The sequence below is a fragment of the Actinopolyspora biskrensis genome (assembly GCF_013408175.1).
GTDB lineage: Bacteria > Actinomycetota > Actinomycetes > Mycobacteriales > Pseudonocardiaceae > Actinopolyspora > Actinopolyspora biskrensis.
Map to the genome: position 1 here is coordinate 363,598 of NZ_JACBYW010000001.1, position 24,132 is coordinate 387,729.

Annotated in this window: 23 protein-coding genes; 12 read left to right on the forward strand and 11 right to left on the reverse strand. The window is 69.9% G+C overall.

The window, feature by feature from the left end:
- Position 1: 1 nt before the first annotated feature.
- Positions 2 to 2,071, reverse strand: a complete 2,070-nt coding sequence (tkt, locus tag FHR84_RS01650; protein ID WP_179533631.1) for a transketolase — start codon at positions 2,069 to 2,071, stop codon at positions 2 to 4.
- 374 nt (positions 2,072 to 2,445) lie between these two features.
- Between tkt and FHR84_RS01655 the strand changes: the two genes are divergently transcribed.
- Complete coding sequence (locus tag FHR84_RS01655; RefSeq protein WP_179533632.1) at positions 2,446 to 3,486, forward strand: DUF2157 domain-containing protein; 1,041 nt, start codon at positions 2,446 to 2,448, stop codon at positions 3,484 to 3,486.
- A gap of 34 nt (positions 3,487 to 3,520) precedes the next feature.
- Here FHR84_RS01655 and FHR84_RS01660 read toward each other — a convergent pair whose 3' ends face one another.
- Positions 3,521 to 4,216 (reverse strand): DedA family protein, encoded by a 696-nt coding sequence (locus FHR84_RS01660; RefSeq protein WP_179533633.1) that lies wholly within the window; start codon positions 4,214 to 4,216, stop codon positions 3,521 to 3,523.
- Positions 4,217 to 4,650: 434 nt separating this feature from the next.
- Here FHR84_RS01660 and FHR84_RS01665 point away from each other — a divergent pair, with 434 nt between their 5' ends.
- Entirely contained in the window at positions 4,651 to 5,019 is a 369-nt protein-coding gene (locus FHR84_RS01665; protein WP_179533634.1) for a globin domain-containing protein, read from the forward strand.
- A gap of 66 nt (positions 5,020 to 5,085) precedes the next feature.
- Here FHR84_RS01665 and FHR84_RS01670 read toward each other — a convergent pair whose 3' ends face one another.
- Entirely contained in the window at positions 5,086 to 6,054 is a 969-nt protein-coding gene (locus FHR84_RS01670; protein WP_179533635.1) for a quinone oxidoreductase family protein, read from the reverse strand.
- A 179-nt stretch (positions 6,055 to 6,233) separates the two neighbouring features.
- On the opposite strand from FHR84_RS01670, the gene FHR84_RS01675 reads away from it, so the two are divergent.
- Positions 6,234 to 6,551, forward strand: a complete 318-nt coding sequence (locus tag FHR84_RS01675; protein WP_179533636.1) for a hypothetical protein — start codon at positions 6,234 to 6,236, stop codon at positions 6,549 to 6,551.
- Positions 6,548 to 7,480, forward strand: a complete 933-nt coding sequence (locus tag FHR84_RS01680) for an ATP-grasp domain-containing protein (RefSeq protein WP_179533637.1) — start codon at positions 6,548 to 6,550, stop codon at positions 7,478 to 7,480. The genes FHR84_RS01675 and FHR84_RS01680 overlap by 4 nt, the downstream gene beginning before the upstream one ends.
- 64 nt (positions 7,481 to 7,544) lie before the next feature.
- On the opposite strand, the gene FHR84_RS01685 is transcribed toward FHR84_RS01680, so the two are convergent.
- Entirely contained in the window at positions 7,545 to 7,889 is a 345-nt protein-coding gene (locus FHR84_RS01685; protein WP_179533638.1) for a methyltransferase, read from the reverse strand.
- Between the two features lie 326 nt (positions 7,890 to 8,215).
- A complete protein-coding gene (locus tag FHR84_RS01690; protein ID WP_179533639.1) occupies positions 8,216 to 8,563 on the reverse strand; it encodes a hypothetical protein in 348 nt (115 codons plus the stop codon).
- Between the two features lie 232 nt (positions 8,564 to 8,795).
- Between FHR84_RS01690 and FHR84_RS01695 the strand changes: the two genes are divergently transcribed.
- Positions 8,796 to 9,284 carry a GbsR/MarR family transcriptional regulator gene (locus tag FHR84_RS01695; protein ID WP_017975906.1) on the forward strand — a complete coding sequence of 163 codons (489 nt, stop codon included), beginning with the start codon at positions 8,796 to 8,798 and terminating at the stop codon, positions 9,282 to 9,284.
- Between the two features lie 5 nt (positions 9,285 to 9,289).
- Here the strand turns inward: FHR84_RS01695 and FHR84_RS01700 are convergent, their stop codons facing one another.
- From FHR84_RS01700 to mptB, 5 genes are all read right to left on the reverse strand, one after another.
- Entirely contained in the window at positions 9,290 to 10,267 is a 978-nt protein-coding gene (locus tag FHR84_RS01700; RefSeq protein WP_179533640.1) for a COX15/CtaA family protein, read from the reverse strand.
- 511 nt (positions 10,268 to 10,778) lie between these two features.
- A complete protein-coding gene (locus tag FHR84_RS01705) occupies positions 10,779 to 11,630 on the reverse strand; it encodes an SCO6745 family protein (RefSeq protein WP_179533641.1) in 852 nt (283 codons plus the stop codon).
- A gap of 139 nt (positions 11,631 to 11,769) precedes the next feature.
- Positions 11,770 to 12,486, reverse strand: a complete 717-nt coding sequence (locus FHR84_RS01710; protein ID WP_218862127.1) for an ABC transporter permease — start codon at positions 12,484 to 12,486, stop codon at positions 11,770 to 11,772.
- A 122-nt stretch (positions 12,487 to 12,608) separates the two neighbouring features.
- Positions 12,609 to 13,547: an ATP-binding cassette domain-containing protein gene (locus FHR84_RS01715; RefSeq protein ID WP_179533642.1), complete on the reverse strand. Its 939-nt coding sequence runs from the start codon at positions 13,545 to 13,547 to the stop codon at positions 12,609 to 12,611.
- Between the two features lie 11 nt (positions 13,548 to 13,558).
- The gene (gene mptB / locus FHR84_RS01720; RefSeq protein WP_179533643.1) at positions 13,559 to 15,178 is read right to left on the reverse strand and encodes a polyprenol phosphomannose-dependent alpha 1,6 mannosyltransferase MptB; all 1,620 of its coding nucleotides are present in this window, start codon (positions 15,176 to 15,178) and stop codon (positions 13,559 to 13,561) included.
- Positions 15,179 to 15,376: 198 nt separating this feature from the next.
- Here mptB and FHR84_RS01725 point away from each other — a divergent pair, with 198 nt between their 5' ends.
- The 7 genes from FHR84_RS01725 (at position 15,377) to FHR84_RS01755 (ending at position 22,002) form a co-directional block, all read left to right on the forward strand.
- Positions 15,377 to 16,225: a helix-turn-helix transcriptional regulator gene (locus tag FHR84_RS01725; protein ID WP_179533644.1), complete on the forward strand. Its 849-nt coding sequence runs from the start codon at positions 15,377 to 15,379 to the stop codon at positions 16,223 to 16,225.
- 50 nt (positions 16,226 to 16,275) lie between these two features.
- Positions 16,276 to 17,682, forward strand: a complete 1,407-nt coding sequence (gene sufB, locus FHR84_RS01730) for a Fe-S cluster assembly protein SufB (protein WP_179534367.1) — start codon at positions 16,276 to 16,278, stop codon at positions 17,680 to 17,682.
- Positions 17,682 to 18,881, forward strand: a complete 1,200-nt coding sequence (gene sufD, locus FHR84_RS01735) for a Fe-S cluster assembly protein SufD (protein ID WP_179533645.1) — start codon at positions 17,682 to 17,684, stop codon at positions 18,879 to 18,881. Before sufB ends, sufD begins: the two co-directional genes overlap by 1 nt.
- 104 nt (positions 18,882 to 18,985) lie before the next feature.
- Positions 18,986 to 19,759 (forward strand): Fe-S cluster assembly ATPase SufC, encoded by a 774-nt coding sequence (sufC, locus tag FHR84_RS01740; protein WP_092520576.1) that lies wholly within the window; start codon positions 18,986 to 18,988, stop codon positions 19,757 to 19,759.
- The gene (locus tag FHR84_RS01745; RefSeq protein ID WP_179533646.1) at positions 19,756 to 21,096 is read left to right on the forward strand and encodes a cysteine desulfurase; all 1,341 of its coding nucleotides are present in this window, start codon (positions 19,756 to 19,758) and stop codon (positions 21,094 to 21,096) included. The genes sufC and FHR84_RS01745 overlap by 4 nt, the downstream gene beginning before the upstream one ends.
- A gap of 10 nt (positions 21,097 to 21,106) precedes the next feature.
- Positions 21,107 to 21,568, forward strand: a complete 462-nt coding sequence (gene sufU, locus FHR84_RS01750; RefSeq protein ID WP_017975895.1) for a Fe-S cluster assembly sulfur transfer protein SufU — start codon at positions 21,107 to 21,109, stop codon at positions 21,566 to 21,568.
- Positions 21,565 to 22,002 carry a metal-sulfur cluster assembly factor gene (locus FHR84_RS01755; RefSeq protein WP_179533647.1) on the forward strand — a complete coding sequence of 146 codons (438 nt, stop codon included), beginning with the start codon at positions 21,565 to 21,567 and terminating at the stop codon, positions 22,000 to 22,002. Before sufU ends, FHR84_RS01755 begins: the two co-directional genes overlap by 4 nt.
- Positions 22,003 to 22,123: 121 nt before the next feature.
- Here the strand turns inward: FHR84_RS01755 and FHR84_RS01760 are convergent, their stop codons facing one another.
- The gene (locus FHR84_RS01760) at positions 22,124 to 23,920 is read right to left on the reverse strand and encodes a GGDEF domain-containing protein (protein WP_179533648.1); all 1,797 of its coding nucleotides are present in this window, start codon (positions 23,918 to 23,920) and stop codon (positions 22,124 to 22,126) included.
- Positions 23,921 to 24,132: the final 212 nt, after the last annotated feature.

Sequence of the window (24,132 nt, forward strand, 5' to 3'; positions counted from 1 at the left end):
CTCAGCCGGAGCGCACGCTGCTCAGGCTCCGCCGCGCGGCCGCGACCACGGCTTCCGTCGTGATGCCGAACTCGTCGAACAACGTCTTGTAGTCGGCCGAGGCACCGAAGTGCTCCAGCGAGACGATCTCACCGTTGTCGCCGGCGAAGCGGTGCCAGGACTGGGCGATGCCCGCCTCGACGAAGACCCGCGCGCGCACCGAGGACGGCAGCACCCGCTCGCGGTAGTCGCCCTCCTGCGCGTCGAACCACTCGACGCACGGCATCGAGACCACACGAGTGGCAACGCCCTCGGCCTCCAGAATCTTCCTGGCCTCCACGGCCAGCTGCACCTCGGAACCGGTCGCTGTGAGCACCAGTTCGGGGGTACCCGAGGAGGCCTCGGCCAACACGTAACCGCCCCGGGAGACTCCCGCACGGTCGGTGCCCTCCAGGGTCGGAACGCCCTGGCGGGTCAGCGCCAGCCCGGCGGGGCCGTCGGGCTTCTCCAGCACGGCCTTCCACGCGGCTGCCGTCTCGTTGGAGTCGGCCGGGCGGACCACGGAGAGCCCCGGGATGGCACGCAGACTGGCCAGCTGTTCGATCGGCTGGTGGGTCGGCCCGTCCTCTCCGAGACCGATCGAGTCGTGCGTCCACACGTAGACGGTGGGCACGCGCATCAGCGCGGCCAGGCGCACGGCGGGCCGCATGTAGTCGGAGAAGATCAGGAAGGTGCCGCCGTAGGGACGGGTTCCCCCGTGCAGCGCGATGCCGTTGAGCAGCGACCCCATGGCGTGCTCCCGGACGCCGAAGTGCAGCGTGCGCCCGTAGGGCTGGGCGGGGAACATGCCCGTGGAGATGCTTTCGGGACCGAACGAGTCGGCGCCCTTCATCGTGGTGTTGTTGCTCTCGGCGAGGTCGGAGGAACCGCCCCAGAGCTCGGGCAGCACGTCCTTGAGCGAGGCCAGCACCTCGGCGGAGGCCTTGCGGGTGGCGATGCCCTTCCCGTCGGCCTCCCAGCTCGGCAGCGCGTCCGCCCAGCCCGCGGGCAGCTGCCTGGCGCTGATCCGGTCGAGCAGTGCCTTGCGCTGCGGGTTCTCATCGGCCCACGAGTCGAAGGCGATCTGCCACTTCTCGTGGGAGGCCTTGCCGCGCTCGGCGACCGAGCGGGCGTGGGCCAGCACCTCCTCGGAGACCTCGAAGGACTTCTCGGGGTCGAAGCCGAGAACCTTCTTGACCTCGGCGACCTCCTCGGAGCCCAGCGCGGCGCCGTGGGCCTTGCCGCTGTTCATCTTGTTCGGCGCCGGGTAGCCGATCACCGTGCGCAGCACGATCATGCTCGGCCGGTCGGTCTCGGCGCGCGCGGCCTCCACGGCGTCCAGGAAGCCCCGCACGTCCTCACCGCCGTCGACGGTGACCACGTGCCAGCCGTACGCCTCGTAGCGCTTGGCCGTGTCCTCGGACAGGGCGATGTGCGTGTCGTCCTCGATGGAGATCTCGTTGGCGTCGTAGATCACCGTGAGGTTGCCCAGCTGCTGGGTTCCCGCCAGCGAGGAGGCCTCGGAGGTGACGCCCTCCTCGATGTCGCCGTCGGAGGCGAGCACGTAGATCTGGTGGTCGAAGACGCTCTCGCCGGACTCGGCCTCGGGGTCGAACAGGCCGCGTTCGCGCCGTGCGGCCATGGCCATGCCGACCGCGTTGGCGAGTCCCTGACCGAGCGGTCCGGTCGTGGTCTCCACACCCGTGGTGTGGCCGTACTCCGGGTGCCCCGGAGTGGCCGAGTCCCAGGTGCGCAGCGCCTTGATGTCGTCCAGCTCCAGCCCGTAGCCGGACAGGTAGAGCTGCAGGTACAGGGTCAGGCTCGAGTGCCCGGCCGACAGCACGAAGCGGTCCCGGCCGATCCAGCTCGCGTCGTTGGGGTCGTGCCGCAGCACTCGTTGGAACAGTGCGTACACGGCTGGGGCCAGACTCATCGCGGTGCCCGGGTGGCCACTGCCGCATTTCTCGACGGCGTCGGCCGCCAGAACGCGGATCGTGTCCACGGCGCGCTGGTCCAGCTCGGTCCAGTCCTCGGGAACTCGTTTGGTGGTCAAACGGGCAAGGTCGTCTGTGACGGACACTCCTCGCGGCTCCAGTTTCCCTCGTGCGGTGAATCCGGTCGAACTTGACCGATTCGTTCCGCTGTTATCCCTCGTCCAACTTGCAGCGTAATCGTGTTGGATCCGGCGTGTCGCGACCCGTCCGGTTCCGGTGGGGCCCTTTCGGCGTGGCGTTGGCGACACAACCCGCCGTCGAACTCGCTCCGTGATCGAACGGGCTCCTTCGGTTACCGAGCGGGGTGAGGGATTCCGCGGTGGGTGGACTTGTGTACAGGAACCGGGGGATGATCGGGTCACGCCCGAAGTGGGGGGATCGCCCGTTCCGACGGTTTCGGGACCGTCGGGCGTTCGAACGGATTGGGGGAACCTTGGTCGGGGCACTCAGCCGAGGACAGCGTGACGCGCTGTACGAACTGGTCGCGGCGGGCGAGCTCACCGACGAGCAGGCGAGGGCCGCCGTCGAGGCCGTCGAGTCGGAGGGACGAGCACGCGACTCCGCCAGGGCGCGCAACGTGCTCGTGGAGATCGCGGGCTATCTCGGCGCCGCCCTGATGCTCGTCGGTGGTTCCGTGCTCGTGTCGGGACTGCACGACACGCTGGCCAGGCCGCTCCGGGTGAGCGTCATGGCGGGGCTGACGATCGTGTTCGTGCTGATCGGTGCCTACCTGGGCGGTGGCAGGAACGGGCTGCGCGAGCAGGCGCGCGAGCCCGGAGCGCGGGGCAGGATCGTGGCCACGCTGTTCGCGCTCGCCGCGCTCACCGGGGGGACGGCCGTCGGGATCGGTACTCCGGAGCTGGACACGCTGCTGCCCGCGACGGGAACCGCTCTGGTGATCGCGTCGCTCGGTTACCTGGCGCTGCCCGCGGTGCCCGGCCTGCTGGCCGTGGCCGTCGCGGCGGTGTCGGTCGTGCGGGAGTTCGCGAACCTGTGGGTGGGGCCCGATTACAGCCCCTACCACGGCGGGACGTTCCTCTCCGCGCACAACATCACGGCCGTGGCGCTGCTGGCGCTCGGGATCGTCTGGACCGTGCTCGCGCTGCGGGGGCTCTTCGTCGCGCCACGGCTCGCGCTCACCTTGGGCGTGATCATCCTGCTGCTGGGGGCCTACTGGCCGCTGGGGAGCAGCTACGAGCTGTGGAGCTACCCGGTGCTGTTCCTCGTCGCGGCGGCGTTGCTGGCCGGTTTCGCGCGGCGCCGGGACCCCGTGCTGCTCGTCGGTGGGCTGATCGGCGTGATGATGCTGGTGGGCGAGGGGCTGTCCGATCTGGTGGACAGCGACCTGCTCGGTGCGCTGATCGTGCTGGTGCTCGGTGCGGTGCTGCTGCTCGGCGGAGCCGTCGGGATACGGCGGACGAGGCGCGGGGGCGGAGCCGAGCGGGACGCCTCGGGAGGAGCGGGACGCGGGTGATGGCCCGCCTCCCGGACCCACCCGGCCGCAGTGCTCAAGAGGGATCTTTTTCGCCGACCGCGTTGATCGGATTCTCGGCACGTGGCACCGATTTCGCTCGTTCGTACGATTCCGCGTGTTTTCTCGTTCTGATCCGCCGCACGGCGAAAATCACGATTCCTGCCGCGACCAGCAAACCGAGTACGATCCATCCCACGGTGCCGAGAATGTTCTCGGCCTGTTCCAGCGAGGCACGCGCCAGGGCGCCCGCGCACACGTAAACCGCCGCCCACAACGCGGCGGCGGCCAGCGAGGCGGGTAAGAAGCGGTTGTAGCGGACACCGGAGACTCCGGCCGCCGCGGGGGCGAAGGTCCGCACCACGGGCACCAGCCTGGTCAGAAAGATCGCGACGGCTCCGTGCCTGTCGAGGGCGCCCATGGCCTGGTCCCAGCGCGGCACGCCCATGCGGCGGACCACCGAGGTGTTCCGCATGGAGGGCCCGTAGCGTCTGCCCAGCAGATAGCTGACGTGGTCCCCGGCCGAGCCCGTGATCGTGACCACGACCAGCAGCGCGCCGAGCAGCGCTCGGTTGTCCACGGAGGCGCTGGCGACCAGCACCAGGGTCTCGCCGGGCAGCACCATCCCGATTCCGATACCGGATTCCGCGAATGCCATGGCTCCGGCGACGAGGAGGATCAGCCCGGCCGGCAGGGCCGAGAGCGTGTCCAACGTGTCGGAAACCAACGACATGCGTCCGCTCCTGAATCGAGATCGCTGCGCCGAAACTGACTCCGCGATCATACACAGCGCCGCGCGCGGGCCGGGTGATCGTCGTTGTGCTCCGTCGTATTCGGCACCATTTCGCGGGCCCGCTCCCCCGGCGGGAAAAACTTCGACCCCTCGGCGGCGGCCCCGGGAATCATGGTACGGGGGCGAAATCGGGTGCGGGGGATTTTTCGGGTGTGGTGAATTCGACGGGCCGTTCACCGCCGGGCGGGTCCACGTGCTCCCCGTCGCGCTGGACGGAGGACTTCCGCCGTGTTCCGGTTCCGGCCACCGCGGTGCCCGCACGTCGCGGCCGCGCGGGCGAGCTCTACGCCGGCTGTTCACGCGGTAATTACACGCCCGAAAAGTGAATGAGGTTCACTGGGTGGTGATCGTCGATTCGACCTCGGGAGGAAGCGATGCGCACGGTCCTCGAACAGATGGGCGGCGAAAGCGTCGTGAGCGATGTCGTCACCCGGTTCTACGAGAAGGCACTGTCCGAACCGAGGCTGGCCGGCTACTTCCACGGCACGAACATCCACCTGCTGCGGGAGCACCAGACGCGGCTGTTCGCCGGGGTGCTGCGCGGCGAGCCCGCTCCCGTCGGGCAGGAGGGGGCGGGCACGCCCGACCCCGGAATCCACTACGACGAGTACGGCCTGGTCATCGGCTACCTGGCCGACGCGCTGCGGGAGAGCGCGGTCCCGGAGACCGTGCTCTCCGAGACCCTGTTCGCCGTGGCCCCGCTGGCCAGGGACGTGATCACCGTCCCCGCGGTCGCCCGGTGAACACCGGCGACGAGCGCCGGTGACGCGGACACCGCGGTGCGGCGTTCCTCCCGGTGGAGGGAGGGGTCAAGGCTTCAGCAGCAGCTTGTCCGTGGTGCGCCTGCCCTCCAGGTCCTCGTGGGCGCGGGGCGCCTCGCCCAGCTCGTAGTCGCCGCCGATCCGGATGGTGAGCTCACCGCGCGAGACCACGTCGAACAGCTCGCCGGTCCGCCAGTCCAGTTCGGCCCGGTCGAGCACGTGGTGCGCCAGCGTGGGGCGGGTGAGGAACAGCGATCCCGCGGAGTTGAGCCGCTGGGGGTCGAAGGGGGGAACCGGTCCGCTCGCGGCACCGAACAGCGCCAGCGTCCCCCTGGGACGCAGGCAGGAAAGGCTCGCCTCGAAAGTGTCCTTGCCGACCCCGTCGTAGACCACGTGCACGCCCCGGCCGTCGGTGGCCGCCCGCACCCCCTCGGTCACGTCCCGCTCGGTGTAGCGGATGACCTCGCTCGCCCCGGCATCCCGCGCGAGACGTTCCTTCTCCGGGGTGGAGACCGTTCCGATCACGGTGCCGCCGCGCCGCGTGATCCACTGGGTCAGCAGCAGCCCCATGCCTCCGGCGGCGGCGTGCACCAGCGCGACGGTTCCCGGGCCGACCACGTGCGTGGAGGAGATCAGGTAGTGCGCCGTCAGCCCCTGCAGCATGGCCGCGGCGGCCGTGCGGCTCCCCAGGGTGCTGGGCAGTTTCACGGCCTTGTCCGCCGGGACCGCGACGCGCTCCGCGTAGCTTCCGGGAGCCATCGCCCAGGCCACCCGGTCGCCCACCGCGAACCCCGTGACCCCGGACCCCACGGCGGACACGGTGCCCGCGCCCTCGGAACCGGGCACGTGGGGCAGCGAGACCGAGTACTTGCCGCTGCGCTGGTAGGTGTCGATGAAGTTCACACCGCAGGCGGTCGTGTCCACCAGCAGGTCGTCCGGTCCCGTCCCGGGGTCGGCGACCTCGGTGGTGCGCAGGACCTCGGGACCTCCGTGTTCCGCGATCCGGACAGCGCGCATTGGAAAACCTCCTGGTCGAGCAGCCTGTGACGTGCGAGTGGACGGACGTTCGTGACCGCCGATCATGCCACGTTCCGCTCCCCGCGGAGGGTGGGCGTGCTCGGACGGTATCGATACACCGGGAGGCGTGGACCACGTGTTCGCGTCAATCCCGAACCGCACGTCCTAGGATCGGCGACGTGGCGACGCAGCAGAACAGCGAGACCGAACAGCAGGCACCCCGGCGTGCGGTGGAGGCGGCGACGCGTTTCGTCTCCGGGCACGGTGGATCGGCGCGGGCCGTGGTCGAGAACCTCGGACGGGGTGGGGCCCGGATCGTGCTGATCGGCGCGGACGGCGCGCTGGGTGACGTCATGGTGCCCGATCCGGCCACCGGCGAGTCGGTGGTGGAGCAGGTCGAGGGGCTGGACAGCAGCGAGTGGGACGCCGACACCGCTGCGGCGTTGACCATAGGCCCCGGCCACCGCAGGCGCATGGCGGGGCCCCGCGCGCGATGAGCGGTCCGGTCGACGTTCCGAACCGCGAAGTGCTGCTGGCGACCTCCGCCGACCGGCCCGAGACCGGCGTGGACGAGGCGCTGCTGCCGGAGGCGCTGGCCGAACTCGGCCTGCACGCCGGATGGGCGGTGTGGGACGAGTCGCGCCCCTGGGCCGAGGCCGGTCTGGTGGTGCTGCGCACCACCTGGGACTACACGAACCGCAGGGACGAGTTCCTGAAGTGGTGCGAGTCCGTTCCCGCGCTGGCGAATCCCGCCTCGGTGGTGCGGTGGAACACCGACAAGCGCTACCTGGGTGAGCTTATCTCCGCCGGACTGCCGGTGACCCCGACCGAGGTGGTCGATCCGGGCGAACCGGCCGGGACCGCGGCCTGCGGGACGGCGGAGTCCGTGAACTGGCCCGACCGGGAGTTCGTCGTCAAGCCGAGCGTGGGCGCGGGCTCCAGGGGAGCGGTGCGCTTCCTCCCGGAGCAGCGCGCGGAGGCCGTGCGGCACCTGAACGCGCTGCACGAGGAGGGTGTGGCCGCGCTCGTGCAGCCCTACCAGCCCGCCGTCGACCGCGAGGGGGAGACCGCCGTCGTCTTCTTCGGCGGGGTGTACTCGCACGGCTTCGTCAAGGGCCCGCTGCTGGACCCCGCGGGGGACTCCGGAGAGCTCGGAATCGAGAAGGGGCCCTTCGCCACCGAGCCCGCACCGGAACTGCGCCGGGCCGCCGAGGACGTGCTCGACGCCACGAGCGCGCTGCTCGGGATCACCCGCCACGAGCTGCTCTACGCCCGGGTGGACCTGGTGCGCGGCGAGGACGGTGCGCCCATGCTGCTCGAGCTGGAGCTCACCGAGCCCCGGCTCGGGTTCTCCCTCGCCGACCGGGCCGCGCCGTTGCGGTTCGCCTCGGCCGTGCGTTCCGAGCTCGCGCGCCGCGCCGAGTGAGCCCGCGCTCCGGTTCCGGCCGGGGTGGACCCGGAAGTGGATCGCTCCGGCCGGAGTGCCCGGCTCACTTCGGCGGGCCGAGCCAGCGGTGCGTGCGGCGCCGGTACTCCCGGTAGGTCTCGCCGAGCTTGTCGTCGAGGTAGGACTCCTCCAGGGAGATCCAGTAGCGGAAGCACGCCACCACGCCTGCCCCGAGCAGGGCCGCTACGCCGGATCCGCGCGCGACCGCGAGTCCGGCCAGCGACAGCGTGTATCCCGTGTACTGGGGGTTGCGGGTCACCCGGTAGACGCCGGAGTCGACGAGCCGGTCGAGCTCGGCACCGGCGACCTGCTTCGGGGTGAACCGGCTCATTCCCGCCGCGGTGAGCCCCCCGCCCGCCACCGCGGTGATCGCGCCTGCCCGCTTCACGGTCGGTGGCAGCGAAACGGCTCCCGCGCGGCGCCACGCCGCTACCACGCTCGCGGCGAAAGAAACCCAGAGTGGGCAGGCCCAGCACCCCCGCCAGGCGGGTCGGCGACGGATTCACGTACTCGATCATCGAGTCGTCGGAGGCTCTGCGCCGCAACATCCCGCTGTTCAACACGGCTCCCGGTCGTACTTCGTCGGTTCGGTTCTCGTGGGTGCTCGTCGAGTGGAGCTCTCGCGGTCCCGTGAGCGGGTGCCCGACGTCGGGAGCGTCCCCGCGACGGCACCGCGGGAGGACCCGCCGCGCAGTCCGGTCGCTGCCGTGCCGCTCACCACGGGGCGAGGGTGGCGGCGATCTCGTCGACGGTGGCCGTCAAGGTGATGGTGACGGGCCGGGAGGGGCCGGAAACGCGTGCGACCGCTGCCAACCGGTTGCCGGTGCCGTCCTCGGGCAGCAGCTGGGCCTCCAGCAGCGCGGCCCACTGGTGCAGCACGTCGGCGCGTTGCTCGCTCCAGGGCGGCACCTGGCCCAGCAGCCGCGCGCCGGTGGTGCTGACCGTCCAGTCCAGCGGCGTCAGCCCGCCTTGGCGGCCTCGGCGGGCCACCTCGACCAGCGCTTCCAACGCGGCGTGCTGATGCTGCCCTCGTTCGGTGGGGGTGGGGATGTCGTCGTCCATGCGCTGCTGCTCCCGAACACCGCGGTTGCCGATTTCCGTGGCACGGTGCCACCGCGCCGATCTCGCACAGTAGCGGCTTCGTCCTCGTCACGTAACCGGCGCTCGAGCACTTTCGGTCCCGCGCATCGAGCCGGTCGACTTGCCCTCGTACGTCGGTTAAGCCTATTGTTTCAGTGTTGAGCGAAACCGATCACGGTGCTGCCGTGGTCCGGCACCGGAGGCGAGCACAGCAGTGGCCGAGTACACCCAGCGCACCGACCGGCCCGCCATGTCGGAGTGGATCGAGCAGATGGCGGCGCACTTCGAGGCGACCGAGGGGATGCCGCTGATCGCGGGGCGCATCCTCGCCTTCCTGCTGATCTGCGACCCGCCGGAACGCACCGCGGCCGAGCTGTCCCACGCGCTCAGCGCCAGCACCGGATCGGTGAGCACCAACGTGCGCTTTCTGCTGCGCATGGGCATCATCTCCAAGACGACGCGGCAGGGCCGCGAGGCGGCGCTGTACCGGGTCGAGGAGGAGCGCTGGCCCGAGCTGGTCAGCGCGCGCATGCACCGCATGGTCGAGCTGGAGGGGCTGCTCGAGTCCGGGCTGCGCATGTTCAGCGGCCAGGGCGAGCGGGCCCGCAGGCTGCGGACCGTGCACGAGTTCTACCAGTGGCTGTCGGAGGAGATCCCCGAACTGTGGCGACGCTGGGAACGCGACTCCCGGCGCAGGAGCTGAGCGGTTCAGCCGCTCACGGTCTCCGAGACACCCGTCCCGCGTTCGGTGAACGCGCGTTCCGGCCCGACCGGCTCGCCCCGGTAGCGGGACTCGCCCCACAGCAGCGAGACCGTGGCGATCACCAGTGTCGCCCCGGCCACGTGCAGCACGACCAGCCCCTCGGGAACGCCGATCGCGTACTGCACCGACCCGACGATCCCCTGGGCCAGCACGACCAGGCAGGAAGCGGCGTAGGCCCGCAGCAGTCCCCGCGTGGGAGAGGCGTTGCGCAGCCACACGCCGAAAACCGCCAGCAGGCACAGGTAGGCCATCACGAGCAGCCCGTGCGTCTGGGTCAGCAGCGGGATGGACAGCGGCAGCCGCGGAGTGGCCGGATCGCCCGCGTGCGGTCCGGCCGCGGTCACCAGCGTTCCGGCGAACACCATCGCGGCGGCGACCACGGTCAACGCGACCAGCAGCCTGCGCATGCCCGCCGGGACCACGGGGTACGCGGGATCGTCGCCCTCACGCGCGGCCCTGACCAGCAGCCCGGCCAGCCAGATCAGCACCGCCGAGGCCATGAAGTGCAGCGACACGCTCCACCAGCGCAGGTCGAGCAGCACGGTCATACCGCCTATCACCGCCTGCACCGGTACGCCGAGCAGCACCACCGCGGCCAGCAGCCGCAGCCGCGGCCGCACGGGCCGCACGCGCCAGGACAGCAGCACGCAGATCAGCGCGGCCGCGGCGACCACCCACGTGAGCAGCCGGTTGCCGAACTCGACGGCCTGGTGCAGCGGCTCGATGTCGGCGTGCGAGACCGGGACCATGCTTCCCGGGAAGCACTGCGGCCAGGTGGGGCACCCCAGCCCGGAGCCGGTGACCCGGACGGTGGCACCGGTGACCGCGATCAGGCACTGGGTCACCAGCACCGCTATCGCCGAACCCAGGACGAGTCGGGGAGACGGTCGGGAGATCCGCTCGGGCAGCGAGAGTGTCGGCACGAGGACGATGGTAGGCACACGCGCGGGGCGGGCGAGGGCGGGGCCGCGGATCGTGCCGTGCGTCACCTGAGTACTGGTCGGCGGGTCTTTTTGCTTGGCGGTGCGGGTGGCGGAACCTCAGTCGGCGCCCGGCTGCGGGATCCTCGACATCGGACAGCGGCCTGCACAACGTCGGGGCCGTCCTCGCCGGGCGCTCGGCTGGGAACCCGCGGCGGTGCCGGTGACTCGGGCTCAGAGCACCCGCGTTGGAGTGATTCTCTTGGACGGGGCTGTCTGGGTTTTCGGTGCTGGCCGCGCCGAAGGGGGAGATCGGCGCACTTCCAGCGGAATGCCTCGGTCAGCGCAGACGCTTCAGCCCGCGCAGGAGGAGAAGCTCCGGTGCGTGAGTCGGGTGCACTGCGAGGCCGGGCCGCTCGCCGCGCAGGTGGCCACCCAAGAGCGGCCCAACACAGCAAGGCGCCGACTCGCGTGCCGGCCAAGCAACCACCTACGCAGCGAGAGCCGTCGAACGTCACTGGATGAAGGCCTCCTTGGGGAAGGCGCCCGCCTTGACGACCTGCTTGCTCAGCGCGGAGCCGTGTTCGAACAGGCGAGCCGCTTCCGTGGAACCGAGGTGCCGCCACGGCGGGAGCGCGGCCTCGTCGGTGGCCTCCTCGACCCGTTCCAGGAGATCCTCCCCCTCGGCGGAGAGCTCGCCCGAATCGTCGAACAGCCCTCGTTCGGTCAGTTCCCGGCGGGTGGTCTCCCAGTCCTGCTCGGACCAGTGCCGGGTCCGGCGCAGCGTGGCGGCGTTCATCCCCCTGCCCGTCGCGTTCTGCAGCACCAGTGCCTCCAGCGGGCCGATCCCCGCCTGCTGCAGCGCGGCGATGTGCGCGTCGCCCCGGAACTCACGCAGCAGGGTCAGCGCGTGCCAGAGCCGCAGGTGGGGCCGTTCGGGCCAGGACAGGTCCGCGTGCGCGGCGAACAGCGGTTTGCCCGCGGGTGAGCACCCCTCGGTGGCCCTGGCGGCCAGCTCGGCAGCCTCGCGGACGGTCTCCGACTCCAGCGTCTCCGAGCCGAGCATCCGCTCCAGCGCGGCCGATGCGGCGCGGAAGCGTGCCGCGACGATCTCCACCGGGTCGGCGATCGACCACGCCTTCGGGACGCACGTGGCGACCAGTTCGGGGTTGAAGTTGTAGAAGGTCGCGCTCACCACACCGGGGCCGACCGGGCCCAGCGGGGCGGCGCGCGCCGCGAAGTACGACATGGCGCCCGGTTCGAGTCCGAGGGCGGTCGTCTCCCGCTCCGCCTCGGGGGCGAAGTAGATCATCGAGTGCGGGGCTTCGAGGGCCTGCTTGGCTTCCCTGGAGATCCGAGTCTGCATGGGCGCACTCTAGATCGTCTCCGTGGAGAAGGACACGTCTCGTCGCGGTACCCGTCCCGCCGGAGCCGCACGCGGGCCCCGCCGCAGCAGGCCGGCCCGGGCCCCGCCGCCGGCGGGTGTCGCTCGTCACGCGAGTCCCTCAGCTCGTCCTGGTGGTGCGGACCGCGAGCGCGCCCGCGGCCAGTCCCCAGCCGAGCAGGACGAGCAACGAGCGGAGCGGAGGACCTCCGCCTTCGGCGAAGCAGGCGCTGAGGGCCTCGGCCAGCGCTCCCGAGGGGAGGTAGTCGGCGACGACGGTCAACGCCGCCGGGAGGTGCCGGGCCGGCACGGCCAGTCCCCCCGCCAGCAGCAGCAGGAACCAGACGGTGTTGGCGACGGCGAGCACGATCTCGGCCCGCAGGGCCCCTCCGATCAGCACGCCTCCGGCGCCGAAGGCCAGCGTCCCGAGCACGAGGACGGGCACGGCCAGCAGCGCGCCCGTGATCGAGGGGAGCCAGCCGAGGGCCACCGCAGTGCCGGACAGCACGAGTGTCTGCAACGCGACCACGAGCAGCGCGGCGAGCACGCGTCCCGCGATCAGCACCCATCTCGGCAGGGCGGTGGCGGTGAGGCGTTTGATGACCCCGTAGCGCCGGTCGAAGCCGAGGGCTATGGCCTGGCCGGTGAAGGCGGTGGACATGACGGCCAGCGCCAGGATGCGCGGGGCCACGGAGTCGACCCGCGGCTGGGCCACGATCCCCATGTCCAGCTCGCTGAGGCCGATCAGCAGCACCAGCGGGATGAGCAGTGTGAGCAGCGTCTGTTCCGGGTGCCGCAGTGTGAGCAGCGTCTCCGTCCGCGTCTGCGCGACGAGCATCCGCAGGGGGCTCGCCCTTCCGGGGGCGGGGTGGAACGTCCCCGGGGCGAAGCTCGGGGAGTCCCTCCTCGCGCGGAGCTCCGTTCCCAGGGTGTCCTCCTGGTCGCCGAGGTCTTCTCGTGTCACGCGCGCAACTCCCGTCCGGTGAGGTCGAGGAAGACGTCTTCCAGGCTGCGACGTCCCAGCCGCAACTCGTCGGCGAGCGCGCCGTGCTGCGCGCACCAGGAGGCGACGGTCGAGACCGTTTGCGGGTCGATCTCGCCGCGCACCAGGTACTGGCCCGGGCGGGTTTCCCAGGCCGCGCACTCCTCGGGCAGGGCGGAGAGCAACAGGTCCAGGTCCAGCTTGGGGCGGGAGCGGAAGTGCAGCTCGCGACGCCGTTCCTCGCCCGCGGTCAGCTCGGCCGGAGTCCCGTCGGCCAGCACCCGTCCGTGGTCCACGATCACCACGCGGTCGGCCAGGGTCTCCGCCTCGTCCATCAGGTGCGTGGTCAGCAGCACCCCGACTCCGTCGGAGCGCAGGGCCGATATCAGTTCCCACACGAGGTTGCGGGCGTGCGCGTCCATGCCCGCCGTCGGCTCGTCGAGGAAGACGAGTTCGGGTCTGCCGACCAGGGCGCAGGCCAGGGACAGGCGTTGCTGCTGTCCGCCCGAGAGCCTCTTGTACGGGGTGGAGCGCGCTTCGTTCAGCCCGAGCGTTTCCAGCAGCCACGCCGGATCCAGCGGTGCGGCACAGCAGGAGGCGACCAGGCGGAGCATCTCCTCGGCGCGGATCCCGGGGTAGGCGCCGCCGCCCTGCGGCATCACACCGATGCGCGGCCGCAGCCGTGGACCCTGCGCGACGGGATCGAGCCCGAGCACCCGCACCTGCCCGTGGTCGGGGCGCAGGAAGCCCTCGCAGGTCTCCACGGTGGTGGTCTTCCCCGCTCCGTTCGGGCCGAGCAGGGCCAGCACCTCTCCGTGGGCCATGGACAGGTCGATATCGGCCACGGCGAGGTTCTCGCCGAATCGCTTGGTCAGTCCGCGCACTCGCACGGCAGCGTGGTCGGCGTCTGGGGTCACGCTCTCCCAGCCTAGGACCCGGCCGGGAGGCGTTCCCCCCGGGTCGGCAACAGGCGTGGAACCCTTCCGCGCACGCACAGCAGGACCAGGGCGAACGCGACGAGCGCGGCGATCACGGCGAAGGGGATCATGTAGGCACGCAGGACGTAGGCGGCTCCCGTCGGGGGAACCAGCAGCGCGACCACGGCGCTGACGGCGGTGATCGCCGTCCGGAACCGGGAGTCGTGGGTGGAGGCGGCCAGCGGGGGCAGCGCCCACAGCAGGTACCAGGGGTGCAGCACCGGTCCGAACAGCGCCACCGCTCCCAGGGTGATTCCGAGCCCGGTGAGGGGTTCCATCCTGCCGCGGAACGAGCGCCACAGCAGCCACAGGCAGACCGCCACGCTCAGTCCGTAACCGACGACCTTGGTTATGCTCAGCATGGCGTCGGTGTGGTTGCCGATGCCGAGCAGCATGCCGACCCCGCCGCCTCCGAACATCCCGAGCGCCGTCATCGGCGCGAGCCAGGTCTTGATGCGGTTGGGCACGTCGAAGGTCTCCAGCCATCCGAGTCCCCAGGTGCTGGTCATCGTGATCACGGTCATCGTGGCGAGGAAGACCACGGTGAGCAGCAGGGCCACCCGCAGCAGGTCGACGATCCTCCCGCCGCGTCGTCTGGCCAGGTAGATCCCGAAGAATCCGAGCGCGATGAACGCGGGTGGTTTGATGGCACCCGCGATCACTATGACCACGGCGGCGGCCACGGTCCCGAGGTTCCCGCGCATCCTGAGCCCGAGTTCGATCCCGGCGAGCATGAGCCCCATGAGCAGCGCTTCGTTGTGCATGCCGCTGACGACGTGGAACAGCACGATCGGATTGGCCGCGCCGAGCCACAACGCGCAGGAGGGGTGCACACCGCAGCGGGCAGCCAGGTGGGGGATGGCCCAGATCGCCAGGGCCAGGGCGGCGAGCATGACGATCCGCCACAGCAGCACGCCGAAGACGACGTTGTTGCCGACCAGCACGGCGACGACGCGTCCGAGCATCAGGAACAGCGGCCCGTAGGGCGCCGGGGTGTCCCGCCAGATGTTGGGCACGTTGGCGGTGAGCGGGTTGTCCACTCCCAGGGCGGTGTCGGGCCCGACCTGGTAGGGGTCGGCCCCGCTGGCCGCGACGGCGCTCTGCGCCAGGTAGGCGTACATGTCGCGGCTGAACAGCGGAGGGGCCACGGCCAGCGGGAGCCCCCACATGACGATGGTGCGGCCCAGCTGGGTGCGGGACAGCACTCTGCTCCGCCCGGGAGTGGCCAGCTTGCCCAGCCACAGCCAGGCGACGACGATCATCAGCACGCCCAGCCAGGAGCAGGCCATGGCCACCGTGGGCATCCGGGCGGGCAGCCCGATCAGACGCATCCCGGAGACGGGGTTGTCCACCGGCGCGGCTCCCGCGCCGATCGCACCCACGGCTAGTATCAGCGCTCCGGTGGTCCCGAAGCGTCGGGTGAGCGCGAGCTGGCGGCGTTCCCGCTCGTCGAGCGGCGCCGGGGCTTCGTCCCCGCTCTCGGGGGGAAGCTCCGTCGTCGTTCCGAGTCGTTTCCGCTCGCGGGGGTGCTCGCCGTGCTCCCCCGTGCCGGTTGCTGCGCCTGCCGCCATGTCGACCGAGCCTAGCGAGTGGCTTCCCGCGGTGGTGTCCACGGGCGCGCCCGTGTCCTCGGACCGGGGCGTGCTGCCGGCTCACTGGTGCGGGCACTCCCCCGGACGGCGCTTTCCGGACCTCCGGAGGTGTGAGTCAGGTCATGTGGTCAACCCTGCCTCCTGCCAGGAGCCGGATAATTAGGTAACATCAGTGTTGTGAAAAACGTCGGAGCCTCCCCACCGGGCGCGACGGCCGGATGGGCCGCCGCGGAACCGGCTGCCGAACAGGGGCAGTCGGCTCCGAACGCCGGCGACGGGCGGACCCGGCAGCTGGTCGCCAGGATGGTGCTGGAACAGGGGCCGGTCACCGCGGCCGCGGTGGCCGAGCACCTCGGTATCAGCGCCACGGCGGTGCGCAGGCACCTCGACGCGCTCGTCGCGGACGGCGAGGCGTGGATCAGGGAGTCCACCCGCCGAGGCCGCAGGGGGAGGGGACGTCCGGCTAAGCTGTTCCTGCTGACCGAATCGGGTCGGGCACGGTTCGGCCACGCCTATGACGACCTGGCTGCGTCGGCTCTGAGGTTTCTGGCCGAGCAGTCCGGAGAGCAGGCGGTGCGTTCGTTCGCCAAGCGGAGGATGGCTGCTCTCGTCGAGCACCACCGGGAAGCTCTGGCAGCGGGCGAGACCGTTGCCGAACGTGCTCGGGTGCTGGCCGACGCGTTGACGCGGGAGGGGTACGCCGCCTCCACACGAGACGTCGGATCGGGTGAGCAGCTTTGCCAGCACCACTGCCCGGTGGCCCACGTGGCTGCGGACTTCCCGCAGCTGTGTGAAGCCGAGACCGAGGCCTTCGCCGAGGTTCTCGGTATCCACGTGCAACGGCTGGCTACGATCGCCAACGGCGACGCGGCCTGCACCACGCACGTCCCGCACGTTTGGTCGGAGGGCCGGGTGGAAGGACGCTCGGAAACCGACCACGACGCTGTTGAACCGGGGACCGCCGAGCGGGAACCGAAGCAACAGGAGACCGCCCCGATTCCTCATGATGGAGGGGAGCCCGTATGACTGCCGCTGCGGAGCAGCGCACACCCACCACGGTGCCCAGTTCCGAACCAATGTCCCAGGAGGAGACCCTCGCCACGCTCGGCAACTACGAGTACGGCTGGGCCGATCCCGACGTCGCCGGCGCGAACGCGCAGCGTGGCCTGAACGAGGACGTCGTCCGGGAGATCTCCGCCAAGAAGGACGAGCCCGACTGGATGTTGCAGGCTCGGCTGAAGGCGCTCGGCCTGTTCGAGCGCAAGCCCACGCCCAACTGGGGCGCGGACCTGTCGGAGATCGACTTCGACAAGATCAAGTACTTCGTCCGTTCCACGGAGGAACAGGCCCAGACCTGGGACGACCTGCCCGAGGACATCAAGAACACCTACGACAAGCTGGGAATCCCCGAGGCGGAGAAACAGCGTCTGGTGGCCGGTGTCGCCGCGCAGTACGAGTCCGAGGTGGTCTACCACAAGATCCGTGAGGACCTCGAGGAAAAAGGTGTCAAGTTCCTGGACACCGACACGGCGCTGCGTGAGCACCCCGAGATCTTCGAGGAGTACTTCGGCTCGGTGATCCCGGCGGGGGACAACAAGTTCTCCGCGCTGAACACCGCCGTGTGGTCCGGTGGCTCGTTCATCTACGTGCCGAAGGGTGTCCACGTGGACATCCCGCTGCAGGCCTACTTCCGGATCAACACCGAGAACATGGGCCAGTTCGAGCGGACGCTGATCGTGGTCGACGAGGGTGCCTACGTCCACTACGTCGAGGGCTGCACCGCGCCGATCTACTCGACCGACTCGCTGCACTCGGCCGTGGTGGAGATCGTCGTCAAGCGCAACGCCCGTTGCCGCTACACGACCATCCAGAACTGGTCGAACAACGTTTACAACCTGGTCACCAAGCGTGCCAAGGCCGAAGAGGGCGCCACCATGGAGTGGGTCGACGGCAACCTCGGCTCCAAGGTGACCATGAAGTACCCGTCGGTCTTCCTGATGGGCGAGCACGCCAAGGGCGAGGTCCTCTCGGTGGCGTTCGCCGGTGAGAACCAGCACCAGGACGCCGGCGCGAAGATGGAGCACATGGCTCCGCACACCTCCTCGTCGATCGTGTCCAAGTCGATCGCCCGAGGTGGTGGGCGCACCTCCTACCGCGGTCTGGTCAAGGTCGCCAAGCGCGCCAACCACTCCGCGTCCAACGTCAAGTGCGACGCGTTGCTGGTGGACAACATCAGCCAGTCGGACACATACCCCTATGTGGACGTGCGCGTCGACGACGTGACGATGGGCCACGAGGCCACCGTCTCCAAGGTCAGTGACGACCAGCTGTTCTACCTCATGCAGCGTGGTCTGACCGAGGACGAGGCCATGGCGATGGTGGTGCGTGGTTTCGTCGAGCCGATCGCTCGCGAGCTGCCCATGGAATACGCACTGGAACTCAACCGTCTGATCGAGCTGCAAATGGAAGGGGCCGTCGGCTGATGACGGAGTCGACTCTCGAAACGTCCGGCCGTGATGGCCTCGACGAGCAGGCCGGTGGCCAGCGGAACTCCGCGGCTCCGCCGCGGAGTTCCCGCGGTCACCGCTTCACCTCCTACGACGTGGAGGCCTTCGAGGTTCCCGGCGGTCGTGAGGAGGACTGGCGCTTCACCCCGATGAAGCGGCTGCGCGGACTGCACGACGGGTCCGCCTCGGCCACCGGTTCGTTGCGCGTCGAAGTGGACGGGAGCTCGGCCGCCAAGGTCGAGACCGTCGGCCGGGACGACGAGCGCCTCGGCACGGGTGGCGCGCCCGCGGACAGGGTCGCCGCGCAGTCGTGGAACTCGTTCACCGAGGCCACCGTGGTGACCATCCCGAAGGAGACCCGGGCCGCCGACCCGGTCACGGTCACCGTGCACGGACCGGGGCGGGACAGCACCGCCTACGGGCACCTGCAGGTGCGGGCCGAGCCCATGTCCGAGGCCACCGTGGTGCTGGACTACCGCGGTTCCGGCGTGATCGGTGACAACGTCGAGATGATCGCCGAGGAATCCGCGCGGTTGTCGGTGATCACCATCCACGACTTCGAGGGGGACGCCACCCAGGTCTCCTCCGAGCACGCCCACCTCGGCAAGGACGCGGTGTTCCGCCACTTCGCCGTCACTCTCGGCGGGGACCTCGTGCGGGTCAACACCAAGGTGACCTTCGCCGACCGCGGCGGTGACGCCGAGATCCTCGGGGTGTACTTCACCGACGGCGGCCAGCACCAGGAGCACCGGCTGCTGATGGACCACGCCCAGCCGAACTGCCGCAGCAACGTCACCTACAAGGGGGCGCTGCAGGGCGATTCGGCCAGGTCGGTCTGGATCGGCGACGTGTTGATCCAGGCAGCGGCCGAGGGCACGGACACCTTCGAGCTCAACCGCAACCTCGTGCTCACCGAGGGGGCTCGCGCCGATTCGGTGCCGAACCTGGAGATCGAGACCGGAGAGATCGCCGGGGCCGGTCACGCCAGCGCGATCGGGCGTTTCGACGACGAGCAGCTCTTCTACCTGCAGGCGAGGGGCATCCCCTACGACCAGGCACGTCGGCTGGTCGTGCGCGGCTTCTTCGGCGAGATCCTGCAGAAGATCACGATCGACGAGGTCCGCGAGCGGCTGGAGGCCGCGATCGACGAGGAACTGGCGGCGGTCGGAGTTTAACCGGCCACGGCCGAAGCGCTCCGGCGTTTCGGCCCCGCCCACCGCCGCTGCCGCGGCGTCAGACAACAGCTTTTCGCGCCAACACCGGGAGAAGAACGAACACGATGGCCACCCTGGAAATCAAGGACCTGCACGCCGAGGTCGAGACCGAGGAGGGATCCAAGGAGATCCTGACCGGTGTGAACCTCACCGTGAGTTCCGGCGAGACCCACGCGTTCATGGGCCCCAACGGTTCCGGCAAGTCGACGCTGGCCTATGCGATCGCCGGGCACCCCAAGTACAACGTCACCTCGGGCTCGGTGCTGCTCGACGGTGAGGAGGTGCTGGAGATGAGCGTGGACGAGCGCGCTCGCGCCGGCCTGTTCCTCGCCATGCAGTACCCGGTCGAGGTTCCGGGCGTGTCCATGTCGAACTTCCTGCGCAGTGCCGCCACGGCCACGCGGGGTGAGGCGCCGCAGATCCGTCACTGGGTCAAGGAAGTCAAGCAGGCGATGGGCAACCTGGAGATCGACGAGTCGTTCTCCGAGCGCAGCGTCAACGAGGGCTTCTCCGGCGGTGAGAAGAAGCGCCACGAGATCCTGCAGCTCGACCTGCTCGACCCGAAGTTCGCGATCCTGGACGAGACCGACTCCGGTCTGGACGTCGACGCGCTGCGCGTGGTTTCCGACGGGATCAACCGCTACCGGGAGAGCGGGGACAAGGGTGTGCTGCTGATCACCCACTACACCCGGATCCTCAAGCACATCAAGCCCGACTACGTGCACGTTTTCGTCGGTGGCCAGGTCGTCGAGTCCGGTGGTCCGGAGCTGGCCGACGAGCTGGAGGAGTCGGGCTACGTCCGTTTCGCGAACAAGAAGGAGGCAACCGTCCAGTCATGACCGTTGAGCCTCCCGGTGTCCGGGGGCAGGACACCGAGCAGACAGGTGGGAGCACCACGTCGGCGCCGTTGGACGTCGCCGCGATCCGTGCCGACTTCCCGATTCTCCAGCGGACGGTCCGGGACGGGCGCGATCTGGTTTACCTGGACTCCGGGGCGACCTCCCAGCGCCCCCGTCAGGTGCTCGACGCGGAGCGCTCTTTCCTGGAGAACTCCAACGCGGCGGTGCACCGTGGCGCGCACCAGCTCGCGGAGGAGGCCACGGACGCCTACGAGGGCGCGCGTGCCAAGGTCGCCCGGTTCGTCGGGGTGAACACGAACGAGATCGTGTTCACCAAGAACGCGACCGAGGGCGTCAACCTCGTCGCTTACGCCATGAGCAACGCGGCCACCTCCGGTCCCGAGGCGGAGCGTTTCCGCCTCGCCCCGGGGGACGAGATCGTGGTCAGCGAGATGGAGCACCACGCCAACCTCGTCCCGTGGCAGCAGCTGTGCGAGCGGACCGGCGCCACGCTGCGCTGGTTCGGGGTGACCGACGAGGGACGGCTCGACCTCTCGGAGCTGGACACCCTGGTGCACGAGCGGACCAAGGTGGTCGCGGTCACCCAGCAGTCGAACGTGCTCGGAACCGTCAACCCGCTCGACTCGATCGTGCGGCGCGCGCACGAGGTCGGCGCGCTGGTCGTGCTCGACGCGTGCCAGTCGGTTCCGCACGGGCCCGTCGACTTCGGGGCCCTCGGAGTCGACTTCGCCGTGTTCTCCGGGCACAAGATGCTCGGCCCCTCCGGGATCGGGGTGCTCTACGGCAGGCACGAGCTGCTCAGGGCGATGCCGCCGTTTCTGACCGGCGGTTCGATGATCGAACTGGTCCACATCGACCGTTCGACCTTCGCCGAGCCGCCGCAGCGGTTCGAAGCGGGAGTCCCGATGACCTCCCAGGTGGTCGGGCTCGGCGCGGCGGTGGACTACCTGTCGGTGGTCGGCATGGAACGGGTCGCCAAGCACGAGCACCAGCTGGTCGAGCGTGCGCTGCGCGAGTTGTCGGCTGTCGACGGAGTGCGCATCATCGGTCCCACGGACACCGAGGACCGCGGCGGGGCCGTCTCCTTCGTGATCGACGGGATACATCCGCACGACGCGAGTCAGGTGATGGACGACCGGGGCGTCGAAGTGAGAGTCGGACATCACTGCGCGTGGCCGTTGCACCGGAGGATGGGAGTTCCGGCGACGATCCGGGCGAGCTTCTTCCTGTACAACGAGCTCGACGAGGTCACGGCGTTGGCGGATGCTGTTCGGGAGGCGCAGCGTTTCTTCGCGGTGACACCGACGGCAGGCTGAGGATGTGGTGATGCAGCTCGAACAGATGTACCAGGAGATCATCCTGGACCACTACCGCAATCCGCATCGGCACGGTCTGCGGGAACCGTTCGACGCCGAGTCGTTTCAGGTCAACCCGACCTGTGGTGACGAGGTCACGTTACGCGTTCACTTGACCGGTACCGGAACGGAGGCCACCGTCGAGGACGTCTCCTACTCCGGACAGGGCTGTTCCATCAGTCAGGCCGCTACCTCGGTGCTGACGGATCTGGTGGTCGGACGTCCGTTGCAGGAGGCGTTGGACAAGCAGGCCGCCTTCACCGAGCTTATGGAGGGGCGCGGCCAGGTCGAACCCGACGAGGACGTCCTGGAGGACGGTGTCGCCTTCGCAGGAGTCGCCAAGTACCCCATGCGGGTCAAATGCGCCCTGCTGGGGTGGATGGCGTTCCGGGACGCCGTATCGCGCGTTGTCGATGAGGTGGGAGCGTCATGACCAGTACTGAGAACGAATCCCGCACGGGCGGGGTCGCCACGGAGGAAGGCGCCGACGAGGTGGTTCGCGGGGCCGAGGGCATGCCCGAGACCGCGACGGCAGCGGCCGAGCTGGCCTCGAAGGAGGACGTCGAGGAGGCCATGCGCGACGTGGTCGACCCCGAGCTGGGAATCAACGTGGTCGACCTCGGTCTGGTGTACGGAGTGCAGGTCGAGCAGGACAACTCGGCGACCATCGAGATGACGCTGACGTCCCCGGCCTGCCCGCTCACCGACGTCATCGAGGAGCAGGCGCGCTCCGCGTTGACCGGTGGACCCGGTGGCGGTCTGGTCAACGACTTCCAGATCAGCTGGGTGTGGATTCCGCCGTGGGGGCCGGAGAAGATCACCGAGGAGGGACGGGAGCAGCTCAGGGCCCTCGGCTTCACGCTGTGAGTCGAGTGGCCGTGGAAGGCGGGACTCCCGCGAACTGAAGCGATCCCCGCACGGACCCCGGGAAGGTGTTTCCCGGGGTCCGTTCTCGTCGCGGCGGCCTCCGCCCCGAACCGGGGAGCCGTCAGAGGTTCCCCCGGCGGCGCCCGTTGTGCGGCCCGCCCGAACCGCCGAGGGGCGGGTCCGGATCGCGGTCCGGGAACACCGGCTCGGTCTGCTCCGGTATGTCCTCGTGGCCACGCAGCACGTCGACACGGTCCGAGCCGATCCGCGACATCACCCAGCTGGACCCGACGAGTGACTTGGCCTGCTGCTTCAGCGGGACCAGCATCCGGGAGGCCTCCTGGTACGAGGCGGTCCCGCTCTGGGTGCACACGAGAGTGGACAGGGAGAGGCCCACCCGTATCCCCCCGGCTTCCCGGGGCGGGTCGAGGACCATCTCGGCGAGGGTGACCAGATCGTCCAGGTTCGCCACGAGCAGGAAGTCGTCCCCGCCGACGTGCCCGACCCGCACCGAGTCCAGGGCGGTGGCCGCGTCGGTGAGACTCCTGCCGACCGAGCGGATCAGCTCGTCCCCGGTGGAGAAGCCCGCGTTGTCGTTGACGCTCTTGAAACCGTCGATGTCCAGCCAGCTCAGCGCGAAGACCTCGCCGCCTGCGATCCGCGAGTCCACATCGCGCTGGATGGCGTCGCTGCCGGGGAGTCTGGTGAGCGGGTTGAGCGCGGCGGCCTGTTCCGCCCGGAACTCCGCCATGCCGCGAATCAGATGAACCGCGCGGACCACCCCGAGGCACCTGCCCTGCTCGTCCACGACCACGGCGTCGTCGTGCACCCTCGTCTGATCGGAACCGCTGACCAGGTTCAGGGCCTCCATCGCCGTGGTGGCGGTGTTGACCACCCTGGGTTCGTCGGCCAGCCGGGCGGCGGGTCGTTGTGCGTGCAGCGCGTGACCGTAGGGGCCGGTGACGGCGAGCAGAAAACGGTTGCGGTCGATGGAGTACTCGGGCCTGTTGTACTGGTCCACGAGCACCACACCGCTGACCTCTGGGTGATCGGACAGCACCCCGCGCACCGAGTCCGCCGTGGTATCGGAGGGCAGCATGGTCGCCGGGGAGAGGAAATCGGTGACCCGGGGGCCGGAAGGCGTCGGCACGGAGTCGGCGGGGGCGTCGGTGATCTCGGCGGCGGGTTCCGTGATCTGCAGGGACGTGGGCGGCCGCCGCGCGGCCGGGGCCAACAGGTTGCCCTGGACCGTCCGGACCCCCGACTGCCGGAGCGCGTCCAGCTGACGCTCGCTCTCCACGCCTTCCGCGATGAGCACGGCTCCGGTCGCCTCGCACAGGCCGCGCAGCGACCTCAGCAGAGCGGTGCTTCCGGGGTCGTCGGGCAGCCCCTGCACCACTCCGGGGTCGAGTTTGATGGCGTCCGGCCCCAGGTCCGTGATCAGCTTGAGCGGGACGTCCCCCTCACCGATCCCGTCGATCGCGATCCGGTACCCGTGGGAGCGCAACCGTTCGACCTCGGTGCGGAGCTTGTCGAACTCCAACCTGGCGAACGGGGGGCTGAGTTCGAGGGTGATCTCGGGGGCGCGGCGTCCGACCTCGGCGAGTTTGTCGTGCAGCGCGCGCATCCGATCGGATTCGTAGGCGACCGTCCCGCCGAAGACGTTGAGGTGCAGCGGCAGCAGGGACTGCTGCTCGGAAACCCGGTCCACGGCTGAAACGGCCAGTTCTACGTCCAGCTCACCGACCCGCCGGTCGCGGGCGGCCTCGCGGAACAGGTCGGTGATGTGCCCGTCCGCGGGACGGGCGAGCGCCTCCACGGACACCACCGCGCCGGTGCGGATGTTGATCAGTGGCTGGAACGCGAATCGCACGTCGTTGGCGGGCCCAAGCACGTGGTCGATACTGCCCGGATTCATGCCTTCTCAGCGAGTCCGTTCACCAGCTGTTCACTGACATATCAACGCTCCTGCCTGACAGCGCTCGTTCGGAGTCCTCGAGCTCGTGCTTCGGAGCGGAGAGCACCGAAACATCCCCCCAGCTCGCAGGCACCACCGCGGGGTCTTCCGCGTCGTGCTCTCGCGAGGGCGTCCTCGACCGGCGCGTAGGTCGTTACCCGATGTCGAGACCC